Here is a 20,025-nt window from a genome sequence, read left to right as displayed (position 1 = left end):
GGTCTGTTCCTGTCTTTCTTCTGGTTTGGTACCGGCGTGCGCGACGGCGGTTATGACACCGCGGCGCGGGCACGGCGCCGGCTGCCGTTGAACTTGTCGCAGAGACGGTCGACGAGCCAGACAGCGCGCAGTCCGAAGGGGTTCAAGACCATGGACGGCGGATATGTGGACTTCTCGTCCCAGACGGATTCGAGGTCCGCGGACCGCTTCCCGTCCACGATGCTGTCGGCGATGAGCGAACCCAGGTAAGGGGCTTGCGCGAGCCCGTGGCCGTTGCAGGCAATCGAATAGAAGACGTCGTTCCCAACGCATCCGGCGATGGTGGTCCAGGAAGCGGAGAACGCGATCCACCCTCCCCAGGATCTGGCAATACCCACGTCCGACAACGAAGGGAAGCGGGCAGCGAAGGCCTCGGCCAGCTCCCGGACCATTCCGGGGTCGGGACTTCTTGGTTGGAGCGGATAGTTCGCTCCCGACTCCAACCGTCGGACGCCGAACACAATGGTGTTGCGGACGGTTAGCCTGTAATTCTCCATGATTTGGTGCTGCGTCGTGACTCCGGAGCGGCTGGTCCACCCCAGGGCGGCCAGGCGCTCCGGCGCGATCGGCTCGGTCTCGACCTCGATGATCCACGCCGGGGTGGAGAGGTTCTTGGGCGTGATGTCCCATTCTCCGGAGTGGCCGTTGGTGGACAGGACTACCTTGTTCGCCCGGAGCTCGCCCTCGGCCGTGGTGATGACCACCTTGCCGTTTTCGTGCTGGATGTCGATTACCCGGGATTGCTCAAATACCCGCGCGGACGAATCGAGCAGGGCCTCCCGCACTCCCCGGCTTAGCTTGCCCGGGTTGAGCATCCCACCGCGGGTTTCGCGCATCCCACCCATGAATCCGCCGGGAATGCCGAGTTCCTTGTTGGTGCCAACTGTGCCGTGACCGCCTGCCTGCCTGAGGATCGCGGCGAGCGTGCGGACCCGCAACATCTGGATGGGCGACACCGCAGCCCAGACCATGCCGTTGTCCTCGTAGTCGCAGTCGATCTTGTAGGTCTTCATGAGGTCCTCCACGAAGTTCGCTGCATTTTCGGCAAAGCGGACCATGGGTGGCAGCCTCTTCGGGGAGAGGACGCGCAGCATACGCAGGTCACCTCCTGGAGCTCCGGCGATCTGCCCTGCATTGCGGGAGCTGGCCCCATAGCCGCAGAACTCGGCGTCCAGCAGCGCCACGTCCTTTCCGCGTTCGGCAAGACGCAGGGCGGTCGCCATGCCGCCCATGCCGCCGCCGATGACGGCTACGTCGCATTCGTGCTTCCCCTGGAGCGCGGGGGCGATGTCCGTCGGCGGATCGATCCAGCCGGAGAAGGTGGTGTACTGAACGTTTTTGAGCCTCATGACATGGCTCCCATCTTTTCGGTGGCGATCGCATCCACCTTCGCGTTGTGGTTGTGAAGGGCCTTATAGCCGAGGAAGTAGACGAACGCCTGTGTGCCCCACGTCCCCAGCGCAGCGGTGTAGAAGTACGTGCGGCTGGCGTCATCAAACGGGAAGGGCAGGAAGTCGTAGGTGACCGCGATGACCATGGCCGCGAGGGTGATAAAGGTGGTCCAGACGGCCAAACCTCGGGAGCCTGCGCGCCAGAGCCGCATGGCGAAGTAGAAGACGAAACAGGAAGCGATCACGTTGGTGACGATGAAAAATGTCGCCGGCCCGGGATACAGCACGCCGTCCTGGTGGAATTGCCGCAGGTAGAGTCCTCCGGCAGTGGCAAGGGCAAAGGCACCGACCTCCACCCAAATGGAGGGCTTATAGCGGTGCGTGACCATGAGCAAGCCGAGGATGAGGACAAGCGTGATTCCGAACGAGCGCGAGAACGCGTCGAAGAAGTAAGCCAGGCCGTACATGATGCTGTTCGGGTCGCCGCTGAACAAGGACCAGAGCAGGAAGTTGGTACCAGACGTGGCAACGACCATGCATTCGATGCCAAAAAAGTAGTTGTGGTATTTACGAATGAACTTCCAGCCAAAGTAGTAGCCGGCAAAGATCATCCAGAGGTCTGCAGCGACGAAGAGTATCTCGATCATTTTGAAGACTCCCCGCGGAGCCGCGCGATGACCCGTTCGGCGGCTCGTTGGCCGGTGAGAACTGCGCCATTCATGCAGCCCGCCCATTCGCCGGCAGTTTCGGTTCCTGCCCAGTCGACCCGGCCATGGGGCTCAGTAAGAGCGTTGGCGTAGGTCACTGAGGCGTACGGCGGTGCCGCTGGATTCGGGCCGCCCGGGGCGAACGTGTCAGTGCCCCAACAGTGATCGACGTAGTCAATGGCGTCGTTTGCCTGCGCACCGTACAGATCTGCCAACTGCTGGACCACCCGGCTGCGACGAAGTTCCGGGCTGAATCCGTCAAACACGCGAGGGTCGCAGAAGGCCATCAAGACGCCCGGACCGTTTTCAGCCGGTGAAACATCGAAGGTGATAAACACCGTTCCGGTGTCGGTGACCGCCTCGCCTGAAAGCCCGTCGGCCCGCCAGAAGGGCGTCTTATACGCCACCAGCGCCTTGCTCAGTGCACCCATCCGCCAGGTTTTGGTGAGGCCTTCGGCTGTCTCGGACAAGGCAGGTTCGAACTCGATGGCAGCACGGTGCGCGGGGGTGGTAGTGATGATGGCATGCTTGGCGTGGATTGTTGCCGACCCAGTGTGGGCAATCACGCCCTGACCGTTCTGGGTGATCCGGCGAACCGGCGCATTCAGGACCACCCGGTCACCGAGTTGCTGTGCAAGCCGTACGGCAATTTCCTGTGTCGTTTGCGTAATGCGGTCCTGTTGCTGACCGCCGTCGACATCGAGCATGTGGTCGATACCGCCGGCTGCTCGGATATAGCGCAGTGCATGGAGCAAGGACACGTCTCCGGGGCTGGCACCCCACTGGACTTTGCTGACCACGGTCATCAAGGCGCGCGTGCTGGGTAATGCGCGCTTCTTGTCGAGCCACTCCCCAAAGGAAATGGAATCGAGCCATGCCGCGTCCGGGGACTCCCAGGCGGCATCGACGTCGATGGTGCCTACGAGTTTCTCCAGGGCCATCTGGATGCGGGCCATGTCCACCACCCCCGCCGCTGAGACGGGCGGGATCGTGCCGCCGTAGGTGCGCCGCTTCCCTGCCAACCACTGGACGTTGCGCCCTTGGGCAAACTGGGGGGTGGTGGTGCAGCCAACCTTGGCGGCGAGATCACGGATGGCGGTATGACGCGGTGATACCCAGGTGGCGCCAAGGTCCACCTTCACTCCAGCCACCTCGCCAGTGAATGAACGGCCACCCACGCGATCGCGGCCTTCCAATACCAGGACTGATGCACCCGTGTTCACGAGTCTGTCAGCGGCACTCAGGCCTGCGAAGCCCGCACCGACGATCACCACATCAACGGTGGCGACGGGAGTGCGTGAATCAAGGGATTTGGACATGACTTCCTCCTGTACCAACACGTTCCGCGTGCTGGGCGATGTAACGGGTGATGGGATCGACCAAGGCCTCCGGCATGTGGTGCCCCATTCCGGGGATGATCACGTGCTGTGCCTTGGGTATGGCTGTGACCGTTGCGGCACCGCCGGTCCCGGCAACCATCAGGTCCCGGTCACCGTTGATGACCAGGGTTGGCGCAGTAATCCTGGCCAGTTGGGCGGTCCGGTCTCCGGAGAGTTGGATCGCCTGGATCTGACGTGCCGAGCCGGCTGCCAGGCAACCAGCGCTGCGGTCCCAGCCCTGCGCCGCGATGGCCGCTTCGGCAGCGTCGTCGATGGGATAATCCTTTCCGGCGATGTGTCGCGTCATCCGTAAATGGGCGCGCACTGCGTCCGTCCGGTTGCGGGCGTCTGGGCCCATCAGGAGCCGGATGGTGGTGCTCGCCGGTTGGCCAACCTTTCGCGAGCCGGTAGTTGAGTAAATGGACGTCAGGGACAGCACCCGCCCAGGTTCGACGGCGGCAATCGTCTGGGCGATCATCCCGCCCATCGAACGGCCCACCAGATGAACCTGCTCGATGCCGAGGTGGTCGAGTACCCCGACTGCGTCCTGGGCCATGTCGGCCAGCGTGTACCCGTCGCGGCGTGGTCGTGCGAGTACCTGACGCCAGACCGCAGGCGGCGGGGTGTCCGCGAAGGTGGACCGGCCGACGTCGCGGTTATCGATCGAGACGACCCGGAAGCCGAAGGCGACCAACGCGTCGATCACTGATGGGGTCCAAAAGGTGAGGTCCTCCCCCAGCCCCGCGATAAGCAGGATCACTGGGTCAGCCTTATGACCCGCGTCGCGGAAGCAAATAGTCACCCCGGAACGAAGTGTGGCGAACTGGTCGGTGTCCGCTGCCGGGAAGTCAGACATGAGCGGCCTGTTCCTTGCCTGCGGGGCGTACGGCGGCCCGGGTTCCGAACTGGAGGTTGCCGTCCGCGACGGGACCGCGCAGCGCCTTGGCGTCCTCCGGGTAGGACATCATGGTCCGCCAGGGCTTCTCTGATCCTTGCCTTGGAAGCACTCCCTCGCCGCGCTTGGCGTATCCGGACTGGAGATCCATGACCGGCTTGGTGGGCATGTCCGGCACCGCCACCGGCACGACCGTGTTATATCCCTGCGCATCCATGTGCTTCACAAGGTCGATGACGTAGCGGCACAGCAGACTGACTTTGAGGGTCCAAGACGAGGTCGTGTACCCGATTGCCATGGCCCAGTTCGGGATCCCGGTCAGCAAGGTCCCGCGGTAGGCGACGGTGTCGACGACGTTGATCCGGCGCCCGTCGACCACGATCGGCATGCCGTCAAAGAGCTGCAGGTTCAGTCCTGTCGCGGTCACGACGATGTCCGCTTCCAGCTCCTCACCCGAGCCCAGAATGACGCCCCGCTTGCTGAAGCGGATGATGCTGTCGGTAACGACGGACGCGCCACCGGACTTGATCGCGTCGAAGAAGTCTCCGTCCGGCGCCGCGCAAAGTCGCTGGTCCCACGGGTCGTAGGGCGGGTTGAAATGCTTGTCGACGTCGAAGCTCTTGCCCAGGCGCTTGATGTTCTCGCGTCGCACCAGGGCTCGTCCGGCCTTGGGGAATCGACGGAGGCCTTCAACGATCAGGTGCTCGGTCCAGATATTCTTGAACCTCGTCACCGCGTAGCCGCGGCGCTCACCGAGGATCTTGGTCAGGGCGAGTGCAACTCGATCCACCCGGGGCAACGGCATGATGTAGGTCGGCGTGCGCTGGAGCATCGTGACGTGCCCGGCAGCGCCAAGGCCCTTGGCCATCGCCGGCACCATGGTCACCGCGGTTGCACCACTGCCGACAATCACAACCTTCTTACCGCTGTAGTCAAGACCCTCCGGCCAGTGCTGCGGGTGTACCAACGTGCCCTCATAGTCCTCCCGCCCGGCGAATTCCGGAGAGTACCCCTCGTCATAGTTGTAGTAGCCGCTGGCGGCAAACACCCACCCCGCCCTGAGAGTCTTCGTGACAGGCGCTCCCGTGGCGTGATCCTTCGTGGCAACCGTGAGGGTCCATCCGGACTCCTCGGAGGACCATTCCGCCCTCCGCACCCGATGGCCCGTCCTGATAAGGCCATCAAGCGCGTTCTCATCGATGGTCTCGTGAAGGTACTCCCGGATCAGATGCGCATCGGCGATCGCGTTCTCGTGGCGCCACGGCTTGAATTCGTAACCGAAGGTGTGCAGGTCCGAGTCCGAACGAATACCCGGATAACGGAAAAGATCCCATGTGCCGCCGATGTTTTCCCGACCTTCCAGCACCACCAGGGACCTCCCCGGAAGCTCACGGCTGAAGTAAGTTGCCGCACCGATCCCCGAGATACCTGCCCCGATCACGACGATGTCGAATTCTTCGACGGCGTCTGATGCTCCACTCGTCATCATTGGCTCCTTGCTGTCTAAAAGCTGTTTGATCAAGTGTCGCCAGTCACATAGCTCGGTCACCACGACAATGCGCACCCGCTTTAGCCGACCCGGGTGCAGCGTGCACACGCGGCGCCTGAGGAAGCGGATTCCGCCGTGACTCAGCCGTCGCCTCAAGGCAAACTGTCGATATGGAAGAACTTTGGGCCCCGCCCAGCCCTGCAGCCGCGGACATGATTCGCTCGCTGTGCGAACGGCTTTTGACCGAGACAGACACGTTTGCGGACGCCATCTCGGAGCCGGCAGTCATTGCCCTCAACGCTCCTGCCCTCCTGGCAGACGCATCGCTGTTGACCGAGGACCGCGAACTCAACCGCTCCGATCTTGTTCAATGGCTGACCTCGAACATTCAGCACCCGGGGATTCGGGTTGATCCGTACGTCGGGCCCAGAACTGCCGCCTACATCGGTGACCTTGTCTCCCGCGGTATCGCTCCGGACTTCGCTGCCGGCTGGCGGGCTGCGCTCGCGGTCGGTTGGCGGGGATGGCTCACAGAATGTGTGTCCCGCAGCGTCGAGCCGGATGTTCTCGTCGAAGTCCTGGACAAGTCGGCCCACTCCCTGGTGCAGTACGCCCTGGACTCCGTCTCTGTTCTTCGTGAGGCCAGCCTGGCTGCCGCGATGGGCAACGCCGGCACCGAAGCCGTTGCGCTCATCCAACTGATCGCCGGCGGAGCACCTATGACCCAGGACTTTGCCGAGGAGCGCCTGAGTTACCGCTTGGCCCGCCAGCACGTTGCACTCGTGCTCTGGACAGATGACCCCCATCGGGGAATGTCCTTGGACAAGGCGGTTGCGGCCCTGCGATCCACCGTCCCGGGGCGGGCGCTTCTTGTAGCCAGGGCAAGTGTCGGAGCCCGATGGATCTGGCTTTCCGGACCCGAGCAGCCTGACCTCCACCATCTGGAAAAGACCCTCGTAAAGGAGACGCAGATTCGCGTCGCGGTGGGCCGGCCCGGTCACGGGCTCGAAGGTTTCAGGTCCAGCCACCAGGACGCCCTGGCGGCCCAAGCGATGTTGACCCGGCTGGGATCGGACCGGCAGTTCACCGTCTATGCCGACGTCGAACTTGTCGACAGCCTCACGAAGGACCGGCCCGGGGCGCAGCGCTTTGTGGTCAGGACGCTCGGACCCCTTGCGGAAGCGGACGCCACGTTGCAGCAGGCCCTGCTGACATACGTGCAATGCGGTTTCAACACCACCCGGGCTGCGTCCAGGCTCTATCTCCACAGGAATACCGTGGAGCGTCGAGTGTCGCGGGCCAACGAACTTTCCGTGGTGAAGGTCGAGGACAACCCCGCCTACGTCGCGGCGGCGCTCCTTGTGCTGGAAATGATCCCCGGCATCGCGGCGACGACGGCGGGCTAGCGCGGGAAGTGGTTAGGCTGGGTGGATGGCGACACTACTTCTCGTGCGGCACGGCCGCACCACAGCCAATGCCAGTGGATTGTTGGCCGGTCGGGCCGTCGGCATCGGCTTGGACCAGATCGGGTGCGACCAAGCGGCTCTGACCGCTGACCGGCTGGCGGCCGTGCCTGTCGTCGGGGTGGTATCGAGCCCTCTTGAGCGTTGCCGGCAAACCGCCCAGTTCATCCTCGATCACCAAGCCGGCACACCGTACGCGCCGATTGATCCCGATATCACCGAATGCGATTACGGCCAGTGGCAGGGCCGCAAGCTCAGTGATCTCGCCACCGAGGACTTGTGGCCCCTAGTGCAGTCGCAACCGTCCGCCGTCGTTTTTCCGGGCGGTGAATCTATGGCTGCGATGCAGGCCCGGTCCGTTGCGGCGATCCGGCGTCACGATGCTGCCTTCGAGGCCGAGTTCGGGCCAGGGGCCGTGTGGGTGGCCGTGAGCCACGGTGACGTCATCAAGTCAATCCTTGCTGACGCGCTGGGCATGCACCTTGACCTGTTCCAACGCATTAACGTGAGCCCCGCTTCCGTATCAATCGTCAACTACAGCGCTAGCAGGCCTAGCGTCTATGCGACGAACACCGAAGCGGGTGACCTGTCGTGGCTGTCCAACGGCATCCGTTCGGGCGATGCGCCGGTGGGCGGCGGTGCAGGACAGAAGACGCCTTGAACCTCATGTGCCTAAACTACTGGCATGCCTACACGCGTTCACGAGTTTTCCTGGCCTGATCGGGTTGTCATTGGCACCATTGGCCTCCCAGGAGCGCGCACGTTCTACTTGCAAGTGCGCGCAGGGGCACAGATTGTGAGTATTGCCCTTGAGAAGCAGCAGTCGGCTGTGCTCGCGGAGAAGATCGACGAAATGCTCGACGAGCTCATCACCGTCGACGGAAACCCGTTCAGCGTTCCTACGGGTACACCCATTGAACTCGTCGACAATGACCCGATTGAACCCCCTCTGGAGCAGTTTCGCACCGGCGCCATGACCCTGGATTGGGACCCAACCACTGCCCAGATCGTCGTCGAGGCATACCCCCTCACTGATGACGCTACCGAGGACGACGAACCACTTGATGGGATCGGCACTAAAGAAACCGAGATGATGCTGGTGCGCATGCCGGTGGGCACCGCCCGCGCGTTCGCCAAGCGCACCCGCGAAATCGTGGGGGCCGGGCGGCCGATATGCCCGCGTTGCGGTTACCCGATGGACGCCGACGGGCACGAGTGCACCTTGCCCGAGGTCTAATGCCGGCGCTGGACCTGGTGACCGCCGAGCTGACGCTTTCAGGCCGCATCACGACGGCCTCAAACGCCACATTCCTAGGCAGGATCGGCGACGTTCCGGTGGTCTACAAGCCAATAGCGGGCGAGAGTCCCCTATGGGATTTTCCGGACGGCACCCTCGCCCACCGGGAGGTGGCTGCGTACTTGGTCTCGCAGGTCATCGGTTGGGACGTCGTGCCGCACACTTGGCTGCGTGATGGCCCCCTCGGCGAAGGGATGGTGCAGCTCTGGCAGGAGCAAGAGCCGGCCCAAAGCCCGGTGGACCTTATTGCAGCGGACCACGTGCCCGGGACGGGCTGGAAATACGTTCTCGAAGGACAAGATGAGAACGGGCGGATGGTCGCCCTCGTTCACGAAGACTCGCCGGCGCTGCGACGCATGGCGGTGTTTGACCTGGTGGTCAACAACGCTGACCGCAAAGGAAACCACATACTCGCCATGAAGGACGGACACCGGCACGGTGTGGACCACGGGCTGACCTTTCACAGCGAACATAAGCTGCGCACGGTGCTGTGGGGATGGCTGGGAGAGCCTCTGACCGCGGAGGAACTCGACGGGGTTGATCGTGTCTCCGAAGGCCTGACGAGCGAGCTGGGCCGGAATCTGGCGGACCTGCTCACCGCCGAAGAAATCGCATCGCTCGCTTCGCGCTGCGGCCGGCTGAGGCTCACGGGACGATTCCCGGCCCCGAGCGGCGGGATGCCTGCGGTCCCCTGGCCGCTGTTCTAAGGGACCTGCGGATGCCGGCTTCAAGACTTTCGGCTACCGGCTTCGCGGGCTGAGTCCTCCAAGCTCGGGATCTGCGAATGCCGGGCAGCTGTAAAGCAAGAAGCGCGCGTATCAACTCCCCAGCTGACACGCGCGCTTCTCGGCAGAACGGTTCTAGCGGGTTACTCCGTGCATTTCGGAAGTCGGCGGGTAAAAAGGGATCTCCGGCTTTTTTGCCCCGATGATTACGCAGATCAGCGCATCTTCTTCGCTGACCGTGCGAAGGCTCCGGGGAACGCCGGCAGGAACACGAATGAGATCCCGGTAGCCCAGAACACGGCTGGCCTTCTTCGTGCCGTCCTGGACATCGTGAACGCTGAACTCCACCCGTCCCTCGAGAACAAAGAACACTTCTTCGACGTCGGGGTGAGTATGTTCCGGCCCAACGCACCCGGCCGGAAGAACCATGTTGGAGAACGTGAAGTGTTCGGCTTGGAGGATGTTGTTATCGTCCGAGTGGTCCCCGGTAGCTCCGGAGCCGATGTAGCGGACCTGGCCACGCCGGAATTTGTCTCCCATTTTGGTCTGGAACTTCAGAGTGTCAAAGTCAACGATCCTGCTCTCACGGGCCGCGATAGACGAATCGATGAGCTCTTCAAGATCTGTCTTGGGTGCACTTACGGTTTCGCTCATTGTTAAACCTCTCGGACGGGGCAATGTACCAACTGATAGCAAAGGCGAGTTGAATTCCCTTAGCTCTAAACATCTCAATACTAAGGGAAGCTAAATCAAGTAACAAGACCCTGAGTGAAACGAGACTCAGTTAATTGATTGACCAAAAGCTCAGTGTTAAGATGCACTAACTAACAGCTAAGGACGAGGGCCATGTCAGACACCACGAAAGATGCCGACGCCATAGACCGCATAGTTGCGGACTGGGAGCGCGAACGGCCCGACTTGGATCCGAGTTCAATTGGCGTCCTCGGGCGGCTCATGAGGCTGGCGAATCAGGTCCGCGCTGTTGAAAGTTCCTACTTTGATGAGAATGGGCTGACATTGGCGTCTTTTGATGTCTTGGCCAACTTGCGCCGCTCCGGGCCACCTCACAGGAAAACTGCCGGAGAACTGGCGACCTCCTCCATGCTGACGACCGGTGGGATCACTTTCCGATTGGACAGGATGGAAGAGCAGAACCTGATTGAGAGGGTTAGGACCCGCGAAGACCGGCGTGTTGTCTACGCCCAACTGACAGCTCATGGCAAGGCCGTAATCGACGAGGCATTCGGAAAGCATCTGGACAACCAACGTCAGATGTTGAACGGTCTAACGGAATCCGAACTCGACCAACTGGCAGCGCTGCTCAAGAAGGCAGAGGCATCAGTTGTCGCATTTGATGCAAAGGCAACGGACGCAGCCGGCCAGGCCTCCTGAGGCATTCCGCCTCCGGTGCATCATGTCTTGGCTGGTCCTTCAGTCATTGACGGCGCCGGCTGGTTCGTTAGCGGTGACTAGTGCCCTCATATCAGTCCACCTTGGGCGCCGATGACGGACTCCAATGATCGCAGAACAGCGAACGGCACTACACCGCTTGTCCTGGGATTGTCCTCGGATGGCTTGTTGCGGATTTCAAATCGATATTCGCCAAGGGTTCCGGAAGCTTCAATAACGTGGCTGGTAAGTTTCGCTGCGGGGTCTGCCCTGACCCTGACTGTCACAACGTCCCAGTCGTTGACAGCGATGGCAACGGCTGCGCCGGCGTTCATAGACTTGGGGAACAACTGGGCGGCTTCAGCAGCAGGTCCTTCATAGATGTCCAGTGGTCCGCGGGCACTGTGGATCTCCTCAATCAAAGCCTCATTCATCCAAGGCTGGATAAGGGACTCTGGCAACTTCGTCGTCGTAATCGTGACTCTGTCATAGCCCTCCACGCGGGCACCCGAGGACAAGAGGTCAAGGCCGCCAACTGCGCCAGCTGTCAGGAACAGCCGGCCCGGCCCTGCGGCGGCGAGCTGCTTAGAGAATTCTCCATCTGCCAGGGCACCAATGGACGTGACCAGCAGATCAACGCCCGCCAGGAGGATAGCCTCGCCATACTCAACCAGCGCTTCCTGCCCTGCACATTCAACCAGTAAGTCGCAGCGTTCCAAGGCTTCGGTCAAGTCCATCCGCTTCGCCGGAGCACCACTTAGGGGGCTGCGGGAAATGATCCCCTCCAGAGCAGCTCCCGGTACCCGTCCAGCTGCAATTTCAGCAACAACGGGCACTCCAATTGCGCCGTAGCCGATTACTCCGACCCGGCAGGTGCGTGATGACTTCATTGTGTCCTTAGAGTCTTGAGAATAGGTAGGTGGTTTCATTCGTCAGGCTGCACCCCGGTCCGCCATCCAGCTCGACGGCGACGCTAGTCAACCGCCGAGCCGAAGGCGAAGCTTGATTATTTGTCACACGCCCTTTGCGACGACCGTGCAACGGTCTGGCGGGCTTCCGGCAGGAAGCCCGCCAGCAACACGGAGTCATCCAGTTACAGGCTTTCCCCTCTTAGGATTGCTGCCTGTTTTTCCGCATCGGCCTCGTAGACGCGCCGGATTCGAGCGACACCTAGATCGTGCTGGTAGAGGTGTTCATCTTTGTCAGCGTCGCCGGCGAGGGCTTCCAGCACTTCGCGGTCCTGTTCCAGAACAACCCAGTGTTTTTCTTCAAGGACGGTCTTGTACATGAACCGCCAGACATCGCGCTCCCAGTCGGAGACGGTGCGGGTGCGCCAGTGGAAAATAGCCGAGTTATTTGCGTCAATCGGCGTAGACATCCCGACGATGCCGAATGTCCCGCCAGGTCCTGCAGACTGGGCATAGGGTATTTCCAGGTCAACGTAATCCATCGCTTCGCGGCAGTATTCCACCCAGTCGAAGTTCACGCCTCGTTGGTCCGTCTTCTCAAAGAAAAAGCCACGCTCAGTTTCGCGGATGCGGAAGCGGGCGCTGGTGTCTCCACCAAACATTGAGTGCGAGTCGCGATGGAGGAAAGCGCCATGCATCGGATCAAGGACGTTGTCCATGTAGAAGCGCCAAGGCCCCTTCCATTCCGCGAAGTTCGAGAACCAGGAAACTTCGGGATTGGCCAGTCGGTCCGGCAGCTTGAACTCCGTTATCTGGGAGTCCGCCGTCAGGGGCATGAACGCGAAAATCGTATCCGCCGCTTCCGCGACTGCCAGGGACGTGGTTACCGTTCGACCTTCGAGGGCACATCCGGGCATCCCGGGTACAGAGATGACGGTGCCGTTTCCGTCGACTTGCACTCCGTGATACTTGCAGGCCACGCGGTCTCCGAGGTGCTGCCCGACTGAGAGCGGGGCGCTGCGGTGGGGGCAGCGGTCCTCGAGCATGCGAATGCGGCCGGTGGCGTCGCGGAACAGTAGCCAATCCACGCCGAGGCGCTTCACCTTGACCATGTCCCCCGGCTTGACGAAGCGGGAGGGATATATGGGGTACCAACGGTCCCGCAAGCCCATGGCCGCCAATTCCTTAGCATCGACTTCGTGGCGGACCCCGACGACGCTTTTCGTGGTGCTCTTGCCGCCGGTGGAGCGTGCGGTCTGTGTTGTTGTTGTCATTGCCTATTCTCCCAGTCGTCGCATTTCGGCGCGGAAACGGGCTATGTCCCACGCGTTGCCATCCGGAGCATTCAGACCGAGGCCATTCAAACCCGCAACTACTCCAGGTAGATCATGTGTGCCGCCGGCGAAGATCTCACTGAGCGCTCCTGCGAGCTTCTTCTCATACGGGGTTGCAGGCACTGTACGGGCCTGATTCGGTTCCAGGTACTGTTCAGGCATGGAATTCCTCCTTGGAATCGGCGAAGGTGTGCAGGCCTTCGGCGATGTTCATAAATGATGTTGCCCATTCGTTGAAAGAATCGGACTTTGTCCGGTGTGCGGGGACGGCGGTATCTTCGATGATCACGAAGACGCCATTGTCGATGCCGCCTGCGATGCTTTGCGGCCCGGCGATGTCGCTGTCTGTCCGCGGAGCAGCAGCGACAACCAGCGAAGGGGCCTGAACCAGCTGCAGCGCAAGGGTATATCCGTCGATGGAGGTGTCGACCTCGGGGTCACCTAAAATCATGCTTTTGACCAGTTCGGGATAGCGGCCCGCAAGCACGATCGTGCCGTAGGCCGCAGAGCCGGAAGCCATCAAGTGCACCGGGGCGGATCCGCCGTCCCGCAGCGCTGCCGCCGCAGCTGAGACCCACTCCTTAAGCTGGCCTTCTGACATGGTGGAGCCGGGCAAAGGATCATCACCGTCTTCCCAGGTTTGGGCATCGTAGGCAGCAACCTGCCACGTGTACCACGCGCCGGCTCCGGTGCCCTTATGGAGACAAACAACGCGGTGCCGGAGTTGCTCTGTGGAAGGTTGGGGATTGTCCAATATCAGTGGTTCTTTCGGTGCCATTTTTCCTCCTCGTCCCTAGTGGTTCCTGCTCGGGATATGCACCGGCGGAACAAACGCTCCCGGCGCCGGCTGGAGCGCCGCGACATCAATCTCGATGACCGCCGGTCCCCGGACCGCCAACGCCTCTGCCAGGGCTTGGTCGAACCGCCCTGGGCCGGCGACCCGCCAGAAGGGCAGCTGCAGCGATCCAGCCAACATTTCAAAGTCCGGTGTATAAAGGTTCACGCCGGCTTCGGCGAAGCCGTTGGCTTTCTGCATGTTCCGTAGAACCCCGTAGCCGTTGTCATTAAAGACCAGGACTACGCACCAGGCAGCGGAACCGCCCAGTGAGGCGAGTTCACCGAGATGGACAGCCAGTCCGCCGTCGCCGACGATCACCGCCGTCGGGATCCCGGGACGGGCGCAGGCGGCCCCGATACCCATGGCAAGACCCTGACCGATGCCGCCTCCAAGCGGGAAGATGTTTGTTTCCCGCGAGTAGATTTCCAGCAGCCGGTTGCCCCATTGGCTTGAAGGAATCGTCACGTCGCGGGCGATCACCGATTCACGGTCCAGCCTGCGGCGAAGACTTTCGCAGATCTCGGCGTAACCGCCGATGTAGTCAGTCAGTGCATCACGGACGCTGCGGCGGGTAGCACGGACGCGTTCGGTCCAGCCGGGCTCGACGCTGGAGGCGGTGAGTTGCCCCAGAATCTCCTCGAGCAGGATACGGGAATCCCCCGCCAGTCCTACGTCCGCAGGATAGACACGGCCCAACGCTGCAGGATCAATATCAAGCTGGATGTGGGGCCGCGGCAAGGTCATGGAGTAGTGCTTTGTTTCGTTGGAGCGGAAATGTGTTCCGACACTAAGCAGCAGGTCCGAGTCCGCAATGAGTGCGGCAGCCTCAGGGGTGGTGGCGAAGTTTCCGAGCACGTGGTCATCGTCCTCCGGCACCACGCCTCTGCCGGAGTTGCTGGTCAACAGCCCGGCGCCCAGACGGTGAACCAGCTCCGTCAGGGCTGACCCTGCACCGGCTGCACCGCCACCTGCCCAGATGAGGGGCCTTTTGGCCTGGGAAAGCAGCTTGACCGCTTCGGTCACAGCATCCTGATCGATGGCAGCACTAGGCTGGCTAGCCATGTCTGCGGGACGCTGATCATCCGGGAGGGCCAGGTACTGCAGATCTATTGGCCATTCGAGGCTGGCCGGCGTGTGCGGGACGGAAAGCAGGTGGGCAATGGCTTCCTCAAGATCCGCTTCGGCATCCTTGGCGTTGAAGATGGTCCGCGCGTAGCCGGAAACTGCATGAAGCATCTGGAGTTGCCTCGGGACTTCATGGATCACGCCGCGATTGCTGCCGAGGTATTCACTGTCAATCTGGCCGGTAATGTGCAAAACCCGGCTACCGGCTGTAAGGGCCTCCACCATTGATCCGGCCGCATTGCCGGCGCCGGTTCCGGTGCTGGTCAAAGCCACCCCAAACCTTCCTGAAGCACGCGCGTAGGCGTCCGCAGCGTTTACTGCGGCGGCCTCATGGCGGACTGCGACAAAGTTCAGTTCCCGGTCCACGGCTTCGATTAGGGGAAGGTTGTGGATGCTGATCACCCCGAACGCGGTGTCAATTCCGTGCCTGCGCATAACCCGGACGAGGATGTCACCACCGGTGGGATTCTGGGGCATATCTGTTCCTGCTTCCATTGACATGTCTTATCTCTTTCTTTGATCAGGGTGGTGACCGCCGGGCCAGCAAGGCGCCCTCTCAGTAGAAGCAGTCGGATTAGACATAGCGGCCCACTCCGCCGCCAACATCGATGGTGGCTCCCGTCGTATAGCCGCTGAGCGGCGATAAGAGGGTGAGGATGTGAAAAGCGACCTCATCGGCTGTGCCGAAGCGGCCCAGTTTTATCCCCCGGTCTTTGGTGATCGTGGCGCTCCAGTCCGCGAAGTCCAGATCGGTTCCGGATTGCTCGAACCGCCGTCGCCACTGGCCGGTGTCTATGAGTCCAAGCAACACCGAGTTGACACGGATACCGTCACCGGCGAGATCCTCGGACAAAGAGTGGCTAAGGTTCAACAACGCCGCACGTGCAGAGGAAGTGGCTGCCAGGCGCAACTCAGGCTGTCGGGACAGGATGGCATTGACGTTCACCACCGAGCCGTGTTCCGACGCCGCAAGTGCTGCACGCGCCGATCGCACGATGTTCAGCACGCCGAATATCTTCAGGTCGAATTCCTCGCGGAACTGATCATCCGTCGTCTCATCCAAGGTGGCCATGAGGGACCGGCCGGCGTTGCAGACCAGCCCATCAACCGTGCCAAAGTTCTCCAGCGTCCCTGCCACGAACGCATCGGTGGCTTTGCGGTCCGTCACATCACAGGAGGCAAGGTAGATGGAATTCTTGTCGGCCCAGCCGAACTCTTCGAAAGCCGCCGCCAGGCGTCCGGCGTCACGGGCGCACGCGGCTACCCTCGCGCCCTCCGCGAGCAGGTAGCGGGCGGCCGCCAAGCCGACGCCGGAACTCGCCCCCGTCACAACAACGGTGCGGTCCTTCAGCTGCAGGTCCATCTGTAGATCTCCTTGGTTGGTAGCCGGCCGCCCGGCATCGTGGGTAATTCTCGGAAAAGGGAAGTTCAAGCCTGCGAAGTCACCTCAGTGCCCCATGACGAAGCCGCCGTCCACAACGACGTTCTGACCCGTGATAAACGCCGAGGCGTCCGAGAGCAGGAACTGAACAACGCCAGAGACATCCTCGGGCACCTGGTCCCGCTCAAGCACCCTGTTCTGCTCATAAAGCCGGTAGCGCGAGGACGGAACGGATTCAGTTGCCTCAACCCTGGTCAGGCCCGGAGAGACTGCATTCACGCGGACCCCGGCTGCCCCCGCATCCCGGGCCATGGTCCGGGTCATCGCAAGAACAGCGCCTTTGGAGCCGACGTAGTGGACCAGGCGCGGAGAACCGTAGAGTGCAGCATCCGACGCGACGTTCACGATGGCGCCCGATCCCTTTTGTGCCAACTGGGGATAGAGGTACTTGCTCACCAGCCACGTACCGAAGGCATTGACTGTCATGACCCTGCGGAAGAAATCCTCATCAAGGTCCCAGAACGTATCCCCACCGACCCCGTCAGCGAGGGCGGCATTGTTGACCAGGCCATCTGCCCCGCCCATTTCCCCGACGGCCGTGGCCAAGTTTGTAACAGACTCCCTGTCCGCGATGTCGGTAATGATGGCCGTGGCATCAAATCCGCGCCCCTGCAGCGTGGTGACGGCCTTCTCGGCGAGTTCGGCGTCCTTCTCGGCGATGACCACCCGATCACCCGCTGCCGCCAGACGCTCTGCGATGTTGAACCCCAATCCGCGGCCGGAGCCAGTGACAACTATCAACCGGGTCATGAAAGCCCCTTCCAGAACTCGAGAATCGACGACGCTATGGCTGCTGGTTTTTCCTGTACGGCGGCATGACCTGCACCGGGAATGATTTCGAACGACGCGTTCGTGATGGACTCAGCGAGAATCCTGGCCTCATCGACGCCCGTGACCACATCGTCTTCACCAACCAGGACGAATGACGGGACCTGCAAGGACGGCAGCAGATCTGTGGTGTCGCTGGCTGCCATCATGGCTGCCGCTGCCGAATATCCGGCCAATCGAACCGCGGCCATCCCGGACCTGACGGCTGCAGCCTGTGAAGCATCAGCCGACGGCGAAACCAACCGTGGAGCCCGCCTGTCAGCAAATGCTGCCGGCCCAAGATCAACCAGTTCCGCGACGCGTGCCAGCATCCGTTCGGCCGCATCCGCGCTGACAGCTGAGCCGCGGGTACTGTCCGCGAGAACCAAAGAGCGGACGGCTTCAGGTGCCTGCGCCGCCGCTTGGGTGGCAATGACGCCGCCCCATGAGGTCCCGATCAGGTGGGCGGGCCCCAAACCGAGAGTCGCCAGAATCTGCAGGACGAGGCCTGGATGGTCCACCGGACCATGTGGATCTGCGGATTCGCCGTAGCCCGGTGCATCCCAGCAAAACGTGCGGTAGCCAGACTTGCTGAGAAGGTGCGCCAAGGCTCCACAGGATGAGGCATTTCCCCCAATTCCGTGCATCAGGAAGACGGGATCCCCGTTGCCGCGGACTTCCAGCGATACTCCGCGGAGGGAGATGCGGCTGCCCGGGTTACTGGTGTCAGAAGCTATGTCAGTGGTTGGCAGCATGATTCGCGACATTTGCCGAGGGAACGGTGAAGTAATCGGAGCTGCCGGGAACCACCAGCGAGCGGTAGCCTTCATCGGGGATTCCAGCCATGGCCGTACGAACATTGACAGTTGGCGGCCCCGCAGTCCCCCACTGGTCAGACAACTCAGGGGTCCGCTTCCATGTCCGGCACAGCCAACTGTCTTCATCAACCTGTGCCACTTCCGAGGTGTACTCGCAAACAAGGCCCGAGGGGTCAGTGAAGTAGGAGAAGGTGTTGTCGCCGGGGCCGTGGCGGCCGGGGCCCCACTGCGGGGCAATCCCGTGGGTCTTGAGGGACCCAATGCCCCGCATGAAATGGTCGATGCTCTGCATTTCGTAGGCCACGTGGTTGACAGCCGTCCACGGGGCCTGATTGAAGGCGATGACGTGGTGCTCTGTATTGCAGCGCAGGAAGGACATCTGATGCTCCGACCAGTCCGAGACCCGCATGCCGAGGACTTGGGTGTAGAACGCTGTAGCCCGGTCAATGTCAACGGTGTTCAGTACGACGTGGGCAATCTTGCGCGGAATTGCACGCCGCCCGCCGGGTTCTTGGCTGACGACGGCATGAACGTCCGCGGAGAGCTCGATGAGCCTGCCCTCCGGGTCCACCAGCTGAAGCCCGTATCCCCCTGCAGCATCATCCAATGGGCCCGGTTCACGGAAGAGGGGAATACCTAAAGCGGCCAGCTTAACCGCGGCTTGGTCCACTTCCTGGGGCGTGGCGAGGGCGAAGGCCACGCCACCGAGGGCGTTCTGCTGGCCCTTTTCCAACTTCAGGATGTGGTGCTCCGAACCAGTTCCGCGGAGCCAGAAACGATCGCTGTCCTCCTCGACGGTGGAAAGGCCCCAGACCTCGTGGTAGAAATCTTTGGCTCGCGCCGTTTCGGGTACTTTCAAGGACACCGACCGAAGAGATCGCAACTTACAGACAGGCTCGGCTGCAAAGAAATTCATGAGCTACCTTCTTACATTTCGAGGATTTAGAGATCTAGGACCAGTTCGGCCGAACGACAACGCGAAACGCACACGAACATGCTTTTATTCGCCGCCTGCTCAGCCTTGCTGAGGAGAAAATCACGGTGCTCCACGTCGCCGCTGATGACGCGTGTTTCGCAGGTTCCGCAGATTCCTTCCGCGCAGGAGCTGGGAACGTCGATACCGGCGTTATTGAGGGCATCAAGCACAGACACATCTGGGGCCACGGGTATCCGTTGGCCGGTGCTGTTGCACACCACGTCAAACGCCGACTCGCTCTGCGCCGGGACGGCAACTTTTTCTGGTGCCTTGAACCGCTCGATCCGAAGCTGCGTTTCGTCCTTCATGGCGCCGGCAACAGCCTTCAGCAGCGGTTCCGGTCCGCACGCATAGACCAGCGCATCCGTGCTCAGGTCTCCTACAGCGGCCGCCAAGTCAGGGTAGCGGCCGTTGGCTTCGTCGTCGGCGTGGATGGTAATCCGGTCCTGGGCCAGGGCCACGATCTCGGGAAGAAAGGCCATCGTGGCGCGGGACCGGCCGGTGTAGAGCAGCGACCAGTCTGCGCCTGCTGCGTGGAGTTGGCGCGCCATGGAGATGATCGGGGTGATGCCGATCCCGCCCGCGACGAGCACGTAGCGTCCGGCGTCTTCGAGCGCGAAGTTGTTACGCGGGCCTTCAACCTTGAGGAGTGCTCCCACCGGTAGACCCTCATGGACGTGTTGGCTGCCTCCGCGTGAATCTGGGGTCCGGAGCACAGCTACCGTCCAGCTGTTCGAGTCCAGTGGATCCGAGCAAAGCGAGTACTCGCGTATGAGCCCATTGGGCAGGTGAAGACTCAGGTGGGAACCAGGTTGCCATTGGGGCAGCTGCGCTCCGGTCGGGTCAGCGAAGGTCACGCTGGTTACCCCGTCCGATTCCCACGTCTTTTGCTGGACCCTTAGGGTTCGTGCGGTGGGCTCCCCCTCCCCTGCCCGGTCAGTAATCGGATTCTGCTGGGGTGACTCTTCCGGTCCCCGTGTGTGCAAAGTGACGGTAGTCATGGT

Annotated in this window: 21 protein-coding genes; 5 read left to right on the top strand and 16 right to left on the bottom strand. The window is 61.9% G+C overall.

Going from position 1 to position 20,025, the window contains the following annotated elements; translation table 11 throughout:
• Positions 1–50: 50 nt before the first annotated feature.
• From LDN90_RS11590 to LDN90_RS11570, 5 genes are read right to left on the bottom strand one after another with little or no spacing between them, the layout of a single operon-like run.
• The gene (locus LDN90_RS11590; protein ID WP_223949170.1) at positions 51–1,388 is read right to left on the bottom strand and encodes an FAD-binding oxidoreductase; all 1,338 of its coding nucleotides are present in this window, start codon (positions 1,386–1,388) and stop codon (positions 51–53) included.
• Positions 1,385–2,077 (bottom strand): hypothetical protein, encoded by a 693-nt coding sequence (locus tag LDN90_RS11585; RefSeq protein WP_223949169.1) that lies wholly within the window; start codon positions 2,075–2,077, stop codon positions 1,385–1,387. Before LDN90_RS11585 ends, LDN90_RS11590 begins: the two co-directional genes overlap by 4 nt.
• Positions 2,074–3,456: a flavin monoamine oxidase family protein gene (locus LDN90_RS11580; RefSeq protein ID WP_223949168.1), complete on the bottom strand. Its 1,383-nt coding sequence runs from the start codon at positions 3,454–3,456 to the stop codon at positions 2,074–2,076. The genes LDN90_RS11585 and LDN90_RS11580 overlap by 4 nt, the downstream gene beginning before the upstream one ends.
• Positions 3,440–4,372, bottom strand: a complete 933-nt coding sequence (locus tag LDN90_RS11575) for an alpha/beta fold hydrolase (RefSeq protein WP_223949167.1) — start codon at positions 4,370–4,372, stop codon at positions 3,440–3,442. Before LDN90_RS11575 ends, LDN90_RS11580 begins: the two co-directional genes overlap by 17 nt.
• Positions 4,365–5,900, bottom strand: a complete 1,536-nt coding sequence (locus LDN90_RS11570; RefSeq protein WP_223949166.1) for an NAD(P)/FAD-dependent oxidoreductase — start codon at positions 5,898–5,900, stop codon at positions 4,365–4,367. The genes LDN90_RS11575 and LDN90_RS11570 overlap by 8 nt, the downstream gene beginning before the upstream one ends.
• Before the next feature lie 170 nt (positions 5,901–6,070).
• Between LDN90_RS11570 and LDN90_RS11565 the strand changes: the two genes are divergently transcribed.
• The 4 genes from LDN90_RS11565 to LDN90_RS11550 are packed head-to-tail and all read left to right on the top strand — an operon-like array spanning position 6,071 to position 9,367.
• Positions 6,071–7,306, top strand: a complete 1,236-nt coding sequence (locus LDN90_RS11565) for a helix-turn-helix domain-containing protein (RefSeq protein WP_223949165.1) — start codon at positions 6,071–6,073, stop codon at positions 7,304–7,306.
• A gap of 25 nt (positions 7,307–7,331) precedes the next feature.
• Complete coding sequence (locus tag LDN90_RS11560; RefSeq protein ID WP_223949164.1) at positions 7,332–8,024, top strand: histidine phosphatase family protein; 693 nt, start codon at positions 7,332–7,334, stop codon at positions 8,022–8,024.
• Between the two features lie 24 nt (positions 8,025–8,048).
• Positions 8,049–8,600, top strand: a complete 552-nt coding sequence (locus LDN90_RS11555) for a DUF3090 domain-containing protein (RefSeq protein ID WP_223949163.1) — start codon at positions 8,049–8,051, stop codon at positions 8,598–8,600.
• Positions 8,600–9,367, top strand: coding sequence for an SCO1664 family protein (locus LDN90_RS11550; protein WP_223949162.1), 768 nt, complete (start codon positions 8,600–8,602; stop codon positions 9,365–9,367). Before LDN90_RS11555 ends, LDN90_RS11550 begins: the two co-directional genes overlap by 1 nt.
• A gap of 153 nt (positions 9,368–9,520) precedes the next feature.
• Here the strand turns inward: LDN90_RS11550 and LDN90_RS11545 are convergent, their stop codons facing one another.
• Positions 9,521–10,039 (bottom strand): cupin domain-containing protein, encoded by a 519-nt coding sequence (locus LDN90_RS11545; protein WP_223949161.1) that lies wholly within the window; start codon positions 10,037–10,039, stop codon positions 9,521–9,523.
• A 192-nt stretch (positions 10,040–10,231) separates the two neighbouring features.
• Here LDN90_RS11545 and LDN90_RS11540 point away from each other — a divergent pair, with 192 nt between their 5' ends.
• The gene (locus tag LDN90_RS11540; protein WP_223949160.1) at positions 10,232–10,777 is read left to right on the top strand and encodes a MarR family transcriptional regulator; all 546 of its coding nucleotides are present in this window, start codon (positions 10,232–10,234) and stop codon (positions 10,775–10,777) included.
• Between the two features lie 86 nt (positions 10,778–10,863).
• Here the strand turns inward: LDN90_RS11540 and LDN90_RS11535 are convergent, their stop codons facing one another.
• From LDN90_RS11535 to LDN90_RS11490, 10 genes are all read right to left on the bottom strand, one after another.
• Positions 10,864–11,664, bottom strand: a complete 801-nt coding sequence (locus LDN90_RS11535; protein ID WP_216923674.1) for an aspartate dehydrogenase domain-containing protein — start codon at positions 11,662–11,664, stop codon at positions 10,864–10,866.
• A gap of 203 nt (positions 11,665–11,867) precedes the next feature.
• A complete protein-coding gene (locus LDN90_RS11530) occupies positions 11,868–12,956 on the bottom strand; it encodes a Rieske 2Fe-2S domain-containing protein (protein WP_223949159.1) in 1,089 nt (362 codons plus the stop codon).
• Positions 12,957–12,959: 3 nt separating this feature from the next.
• Positions 12,960–13,178, bottom strand: a complete 219-nt coding sequence (locus tag LDN90_RS11525; RefSeq protein WP_223949158.1) for a recombinase-like helix-turn-helix domain-containing protein — start codon at positions 13,176–13,178, stop codon at positions 12,960–12,962.
• Positions 13,171–13,794, bottom strand: a complete 624-nt coding sequence (locus LDN90_RS11520) for an alpha/beta hydrolase (protein WP_223949157.1) — start codon at positions 13,792–13,794, stop codon at positions 13,171–13,173. Before LDN90_RS11520 ends, LDN90_RS11525 begins: the two co-directional genes overlap by 8 nt.
• Positions 13,795–13,809: 15 nt before the next feature.
• Entirely contained in the window at positions 13,810–15,456 is a 1,647-nt protein-coding gene (locus LDN90_RS11515) for a thiamine pyrophosphate-binding protein (protein WP_223949156.1), read from the bottom strand.
• Positions 15,457–15,553: 97 nt separating this feature from the next.
• Complete coding sequence (locus tag LDN90_RS11510; RefSeq protein ID WP_216923669.1) at positions 15,554–16,342, bottom strand: SDR family oxidoreductase; 789 nt, start codon at positions 16,340–16,342, stop codon at positions 15,554–15,556.
• A gap of 84 nt (positions 16,343–16,426) precedes the next feature.
• Entirely contained in the window at positions 16,427–17,170 is a 744-nt protein-coding gene (locus LDN90_RS11505; RefSeq protein ID WP_223949155.1) for an SDR family oxidoreductase, read from the bottom strand.
• The gene (locus LDN90_RS11500) at positions 17,167–17,982 is read right to left on the bottom strand and encodes an alpha/beta hydrolase (RefSeq protein ID WP_223949154.1); all 816 of its coding nucleotides are present in this window, start codon (positions 17,980–17,982) and stop codon (positions 17,167–17,169) included. The genes LDN90_RS11505 and LDN90_RS11500 overlap by 4 nt, the downstream gene beginning before the upstream one ends.
• Positions 17,966–18,961: a VOC family protein gene (locus LDN90_RS11495; RefSeq protein ID WP_346347008.1), complete on the bottom strand. Its 996-nt coding sequence runs from the start codon at positions 18,959–18,961 to the stop codon at positions 17,966–17,968. Before LDN90_RS11495 ends, LDN90_RS11500 begins: the two co-directional genes overlap by 17 nt.
• A 26-nt stretch (positions 18,962–18,987) precedes the next feature.
• Positions 18,988–20,022 carry a PDR/VanB family oxidoreductase gene (locus tag LDN90_RS11490; protein WP_223949152.1) on the bottom strand — a complete coding sequence of 345 codons (1,035 nt, stop codon included), beginning with the start codon at positions 20,020–20,022 and terminating at the stop codon, positions 18,988–18,990.
• Positions 20,023–20,025 lie beyond the last annotated feature (3 nt).

Origin of the sequence: Arthrobacter sp. NtRootA1 (genome assembly GCF_019976975.1) — a bacterium.
Classification (GTDB): domain Bacteria; phylum Actinomycetota; class Actinomycetes; order Actinomycetales; family Micrococcaceae; genus Arthrobacter; species Arthrobacter aromaticivorans.
This window is presented reverse-complemented; position numbering and strand designations above follow the sequence as displayed.

Excerpts from the sequence above, each read along its gene's own strand:
- LDN90_RS11590 (WP_223949170.1), bottom strand. The coding sequence starts at position 1,388 with ATGAGGCTCAAAAACGTTCAGTACACCACCTTCTCCGGCTGGATCGAT.
- LDN90_RS11585 (WP_223949169.1), bottom strand. The coding sequence starts at position 2,077 with ATGATCGAGATACTCTTCGTCGCTGCAGACCTCTGGATGATCTTTGCC.
- LDN90_RS11580 (WP_223949168.1), bottom strand. The coding sequence starts at position 3,456 with ATGTCCAAATCCCTTGATTCACGCACTCCCGTCGCCACCGTTGATGTG.
- LDN90_RS11575 (WP_223949167.1), bottom strand. The coding sequence starts at position 4,372 with ATGTCTGACTTCCCGGCAGCGGACACCGACCAGTTCGCCACACTTCGT.
- LDN90_RS11570 (WP_223949166.1), bottom strand. The coding sequence starts at position 5,900 with ATGATGACGAGTGGAGCATCAGACGCCGTCGAAGAATTCGACATCGTC.
- LDN90_RS11565 (WP_223949165.1), top strand. The coding sequence starts at position 6,071 with ATGGAAGAACTTTGGGCCCCGCCCAGCCCTGCAGCCGCGGACATGATT.
- LDN90_RS11560 (WP_223949164.1), top strand. The coding sequence starts at position 7,332 with ATGGCGACACTACTTCTCGTGCGGCACGGCCGCACCACAGCCAATGCC.
- LDN90_RS11555 (WP_223949163.1), top strand. The coding sequence starts at position 8,049 with ATGCCTACACGCGTTCACGAGTTTTCCTGGCCTGATCGGGTTGTCATT.
- LDN90_RS11550 (WP_223949162.1), top strand. The coding sequence starts at position 8,600 with ATGCCGGCGCTGGACCTGGTGACCGCCGAGCTGACGCTTTCAGGCCGC.
- LDN90_RS11545 (WP_223949161.1), bottom strand. The coding sequence starts at position 10,039 with ATGAGCGAAACCGTAAGTGCACCCAAGACAGATCTTGAAGAGCTCATC.
- LDN90_RS11540 (WP_223949160.1), top strand. The coding sequence starts at position 10,232 with ATGTCAGACACCACGAAAGATGCCGACGCCATAGACCGCATAGTTGCG.
- LDN90_RS11535 (WP_216923674.1), bottom strand. The coding sequence starts at position 11,664 with ATGAAGTCATCACGCACCTGCCGGGTCGGAGTAATCGGCTACGGCGCA.
- LDN90_RS11530 (WP_223949159.1), bottom strand. The coding sequence starts at position 12,956 with ATGACAACAACAACACAGACCGCACGCTCCACCGGCGGCAAGAGCACC.
- LDN90_RS11525 (WP_223949158.1), bottom strand. The coding sequence starts at position 13,178 with ATGCCTGAACAGTACCTGGAACCGAATCAGGCCCGTACAGTGCCTGCA.
- LDN90_RS11520 (WP_223949157.1), bottom strand. The coding sequence starts at position 13,794 with ATGGCACCGAAAGAACCACTGATATTGGACAATCCCCAACCTTCCACA.
- LDN90_RS11515 (WP_223949156.1), bottom strand. The coding sequence starts at position 15,456 with ATGCCCCAGAATCCCACCGGTGGTGACATCCTCGTCCGGGTTATGCGC.
- LDN90_RS11510 (WP_216923669.1), bottom strand. The coding sequence starts at position 16,342 with ATGGACCTGCAGCTGAAGGACCGCACCGTTGTTGTGACGGGGGCGAGT.
- LDN90_RS11505 (WP_223949155.1), bottom strand. The coding sequence starts at position 17,170 with ATGACCCGGTTGATAGTTGTCACTGGCTCCGGCCGCGGATTGGGGTTC.
- LDN90_RS11500 (WP_223949154.1), bottom strand. The coding sequence starts at position 17,982 with ATGCTGCCAACCACTGACATAGCTTCTGACACCAGTAACCCGGGCAGC.
- LDN90_RS11495 (WP_346347008.1), bottom strand. The coding sequence starts at position 18,961 with ATGAATTTCTTTGCAGCCGAGCCTGTCTGTAAGTTGCGATCTCTTCGG.
- LDN90_RS11490 (WP_223949152.1), bottom strand. The coding sequence starts at position 20,022 with ATGACTACCGTCACTTTGCACACACGGGGACCGGAAGAGTCACCCCAG.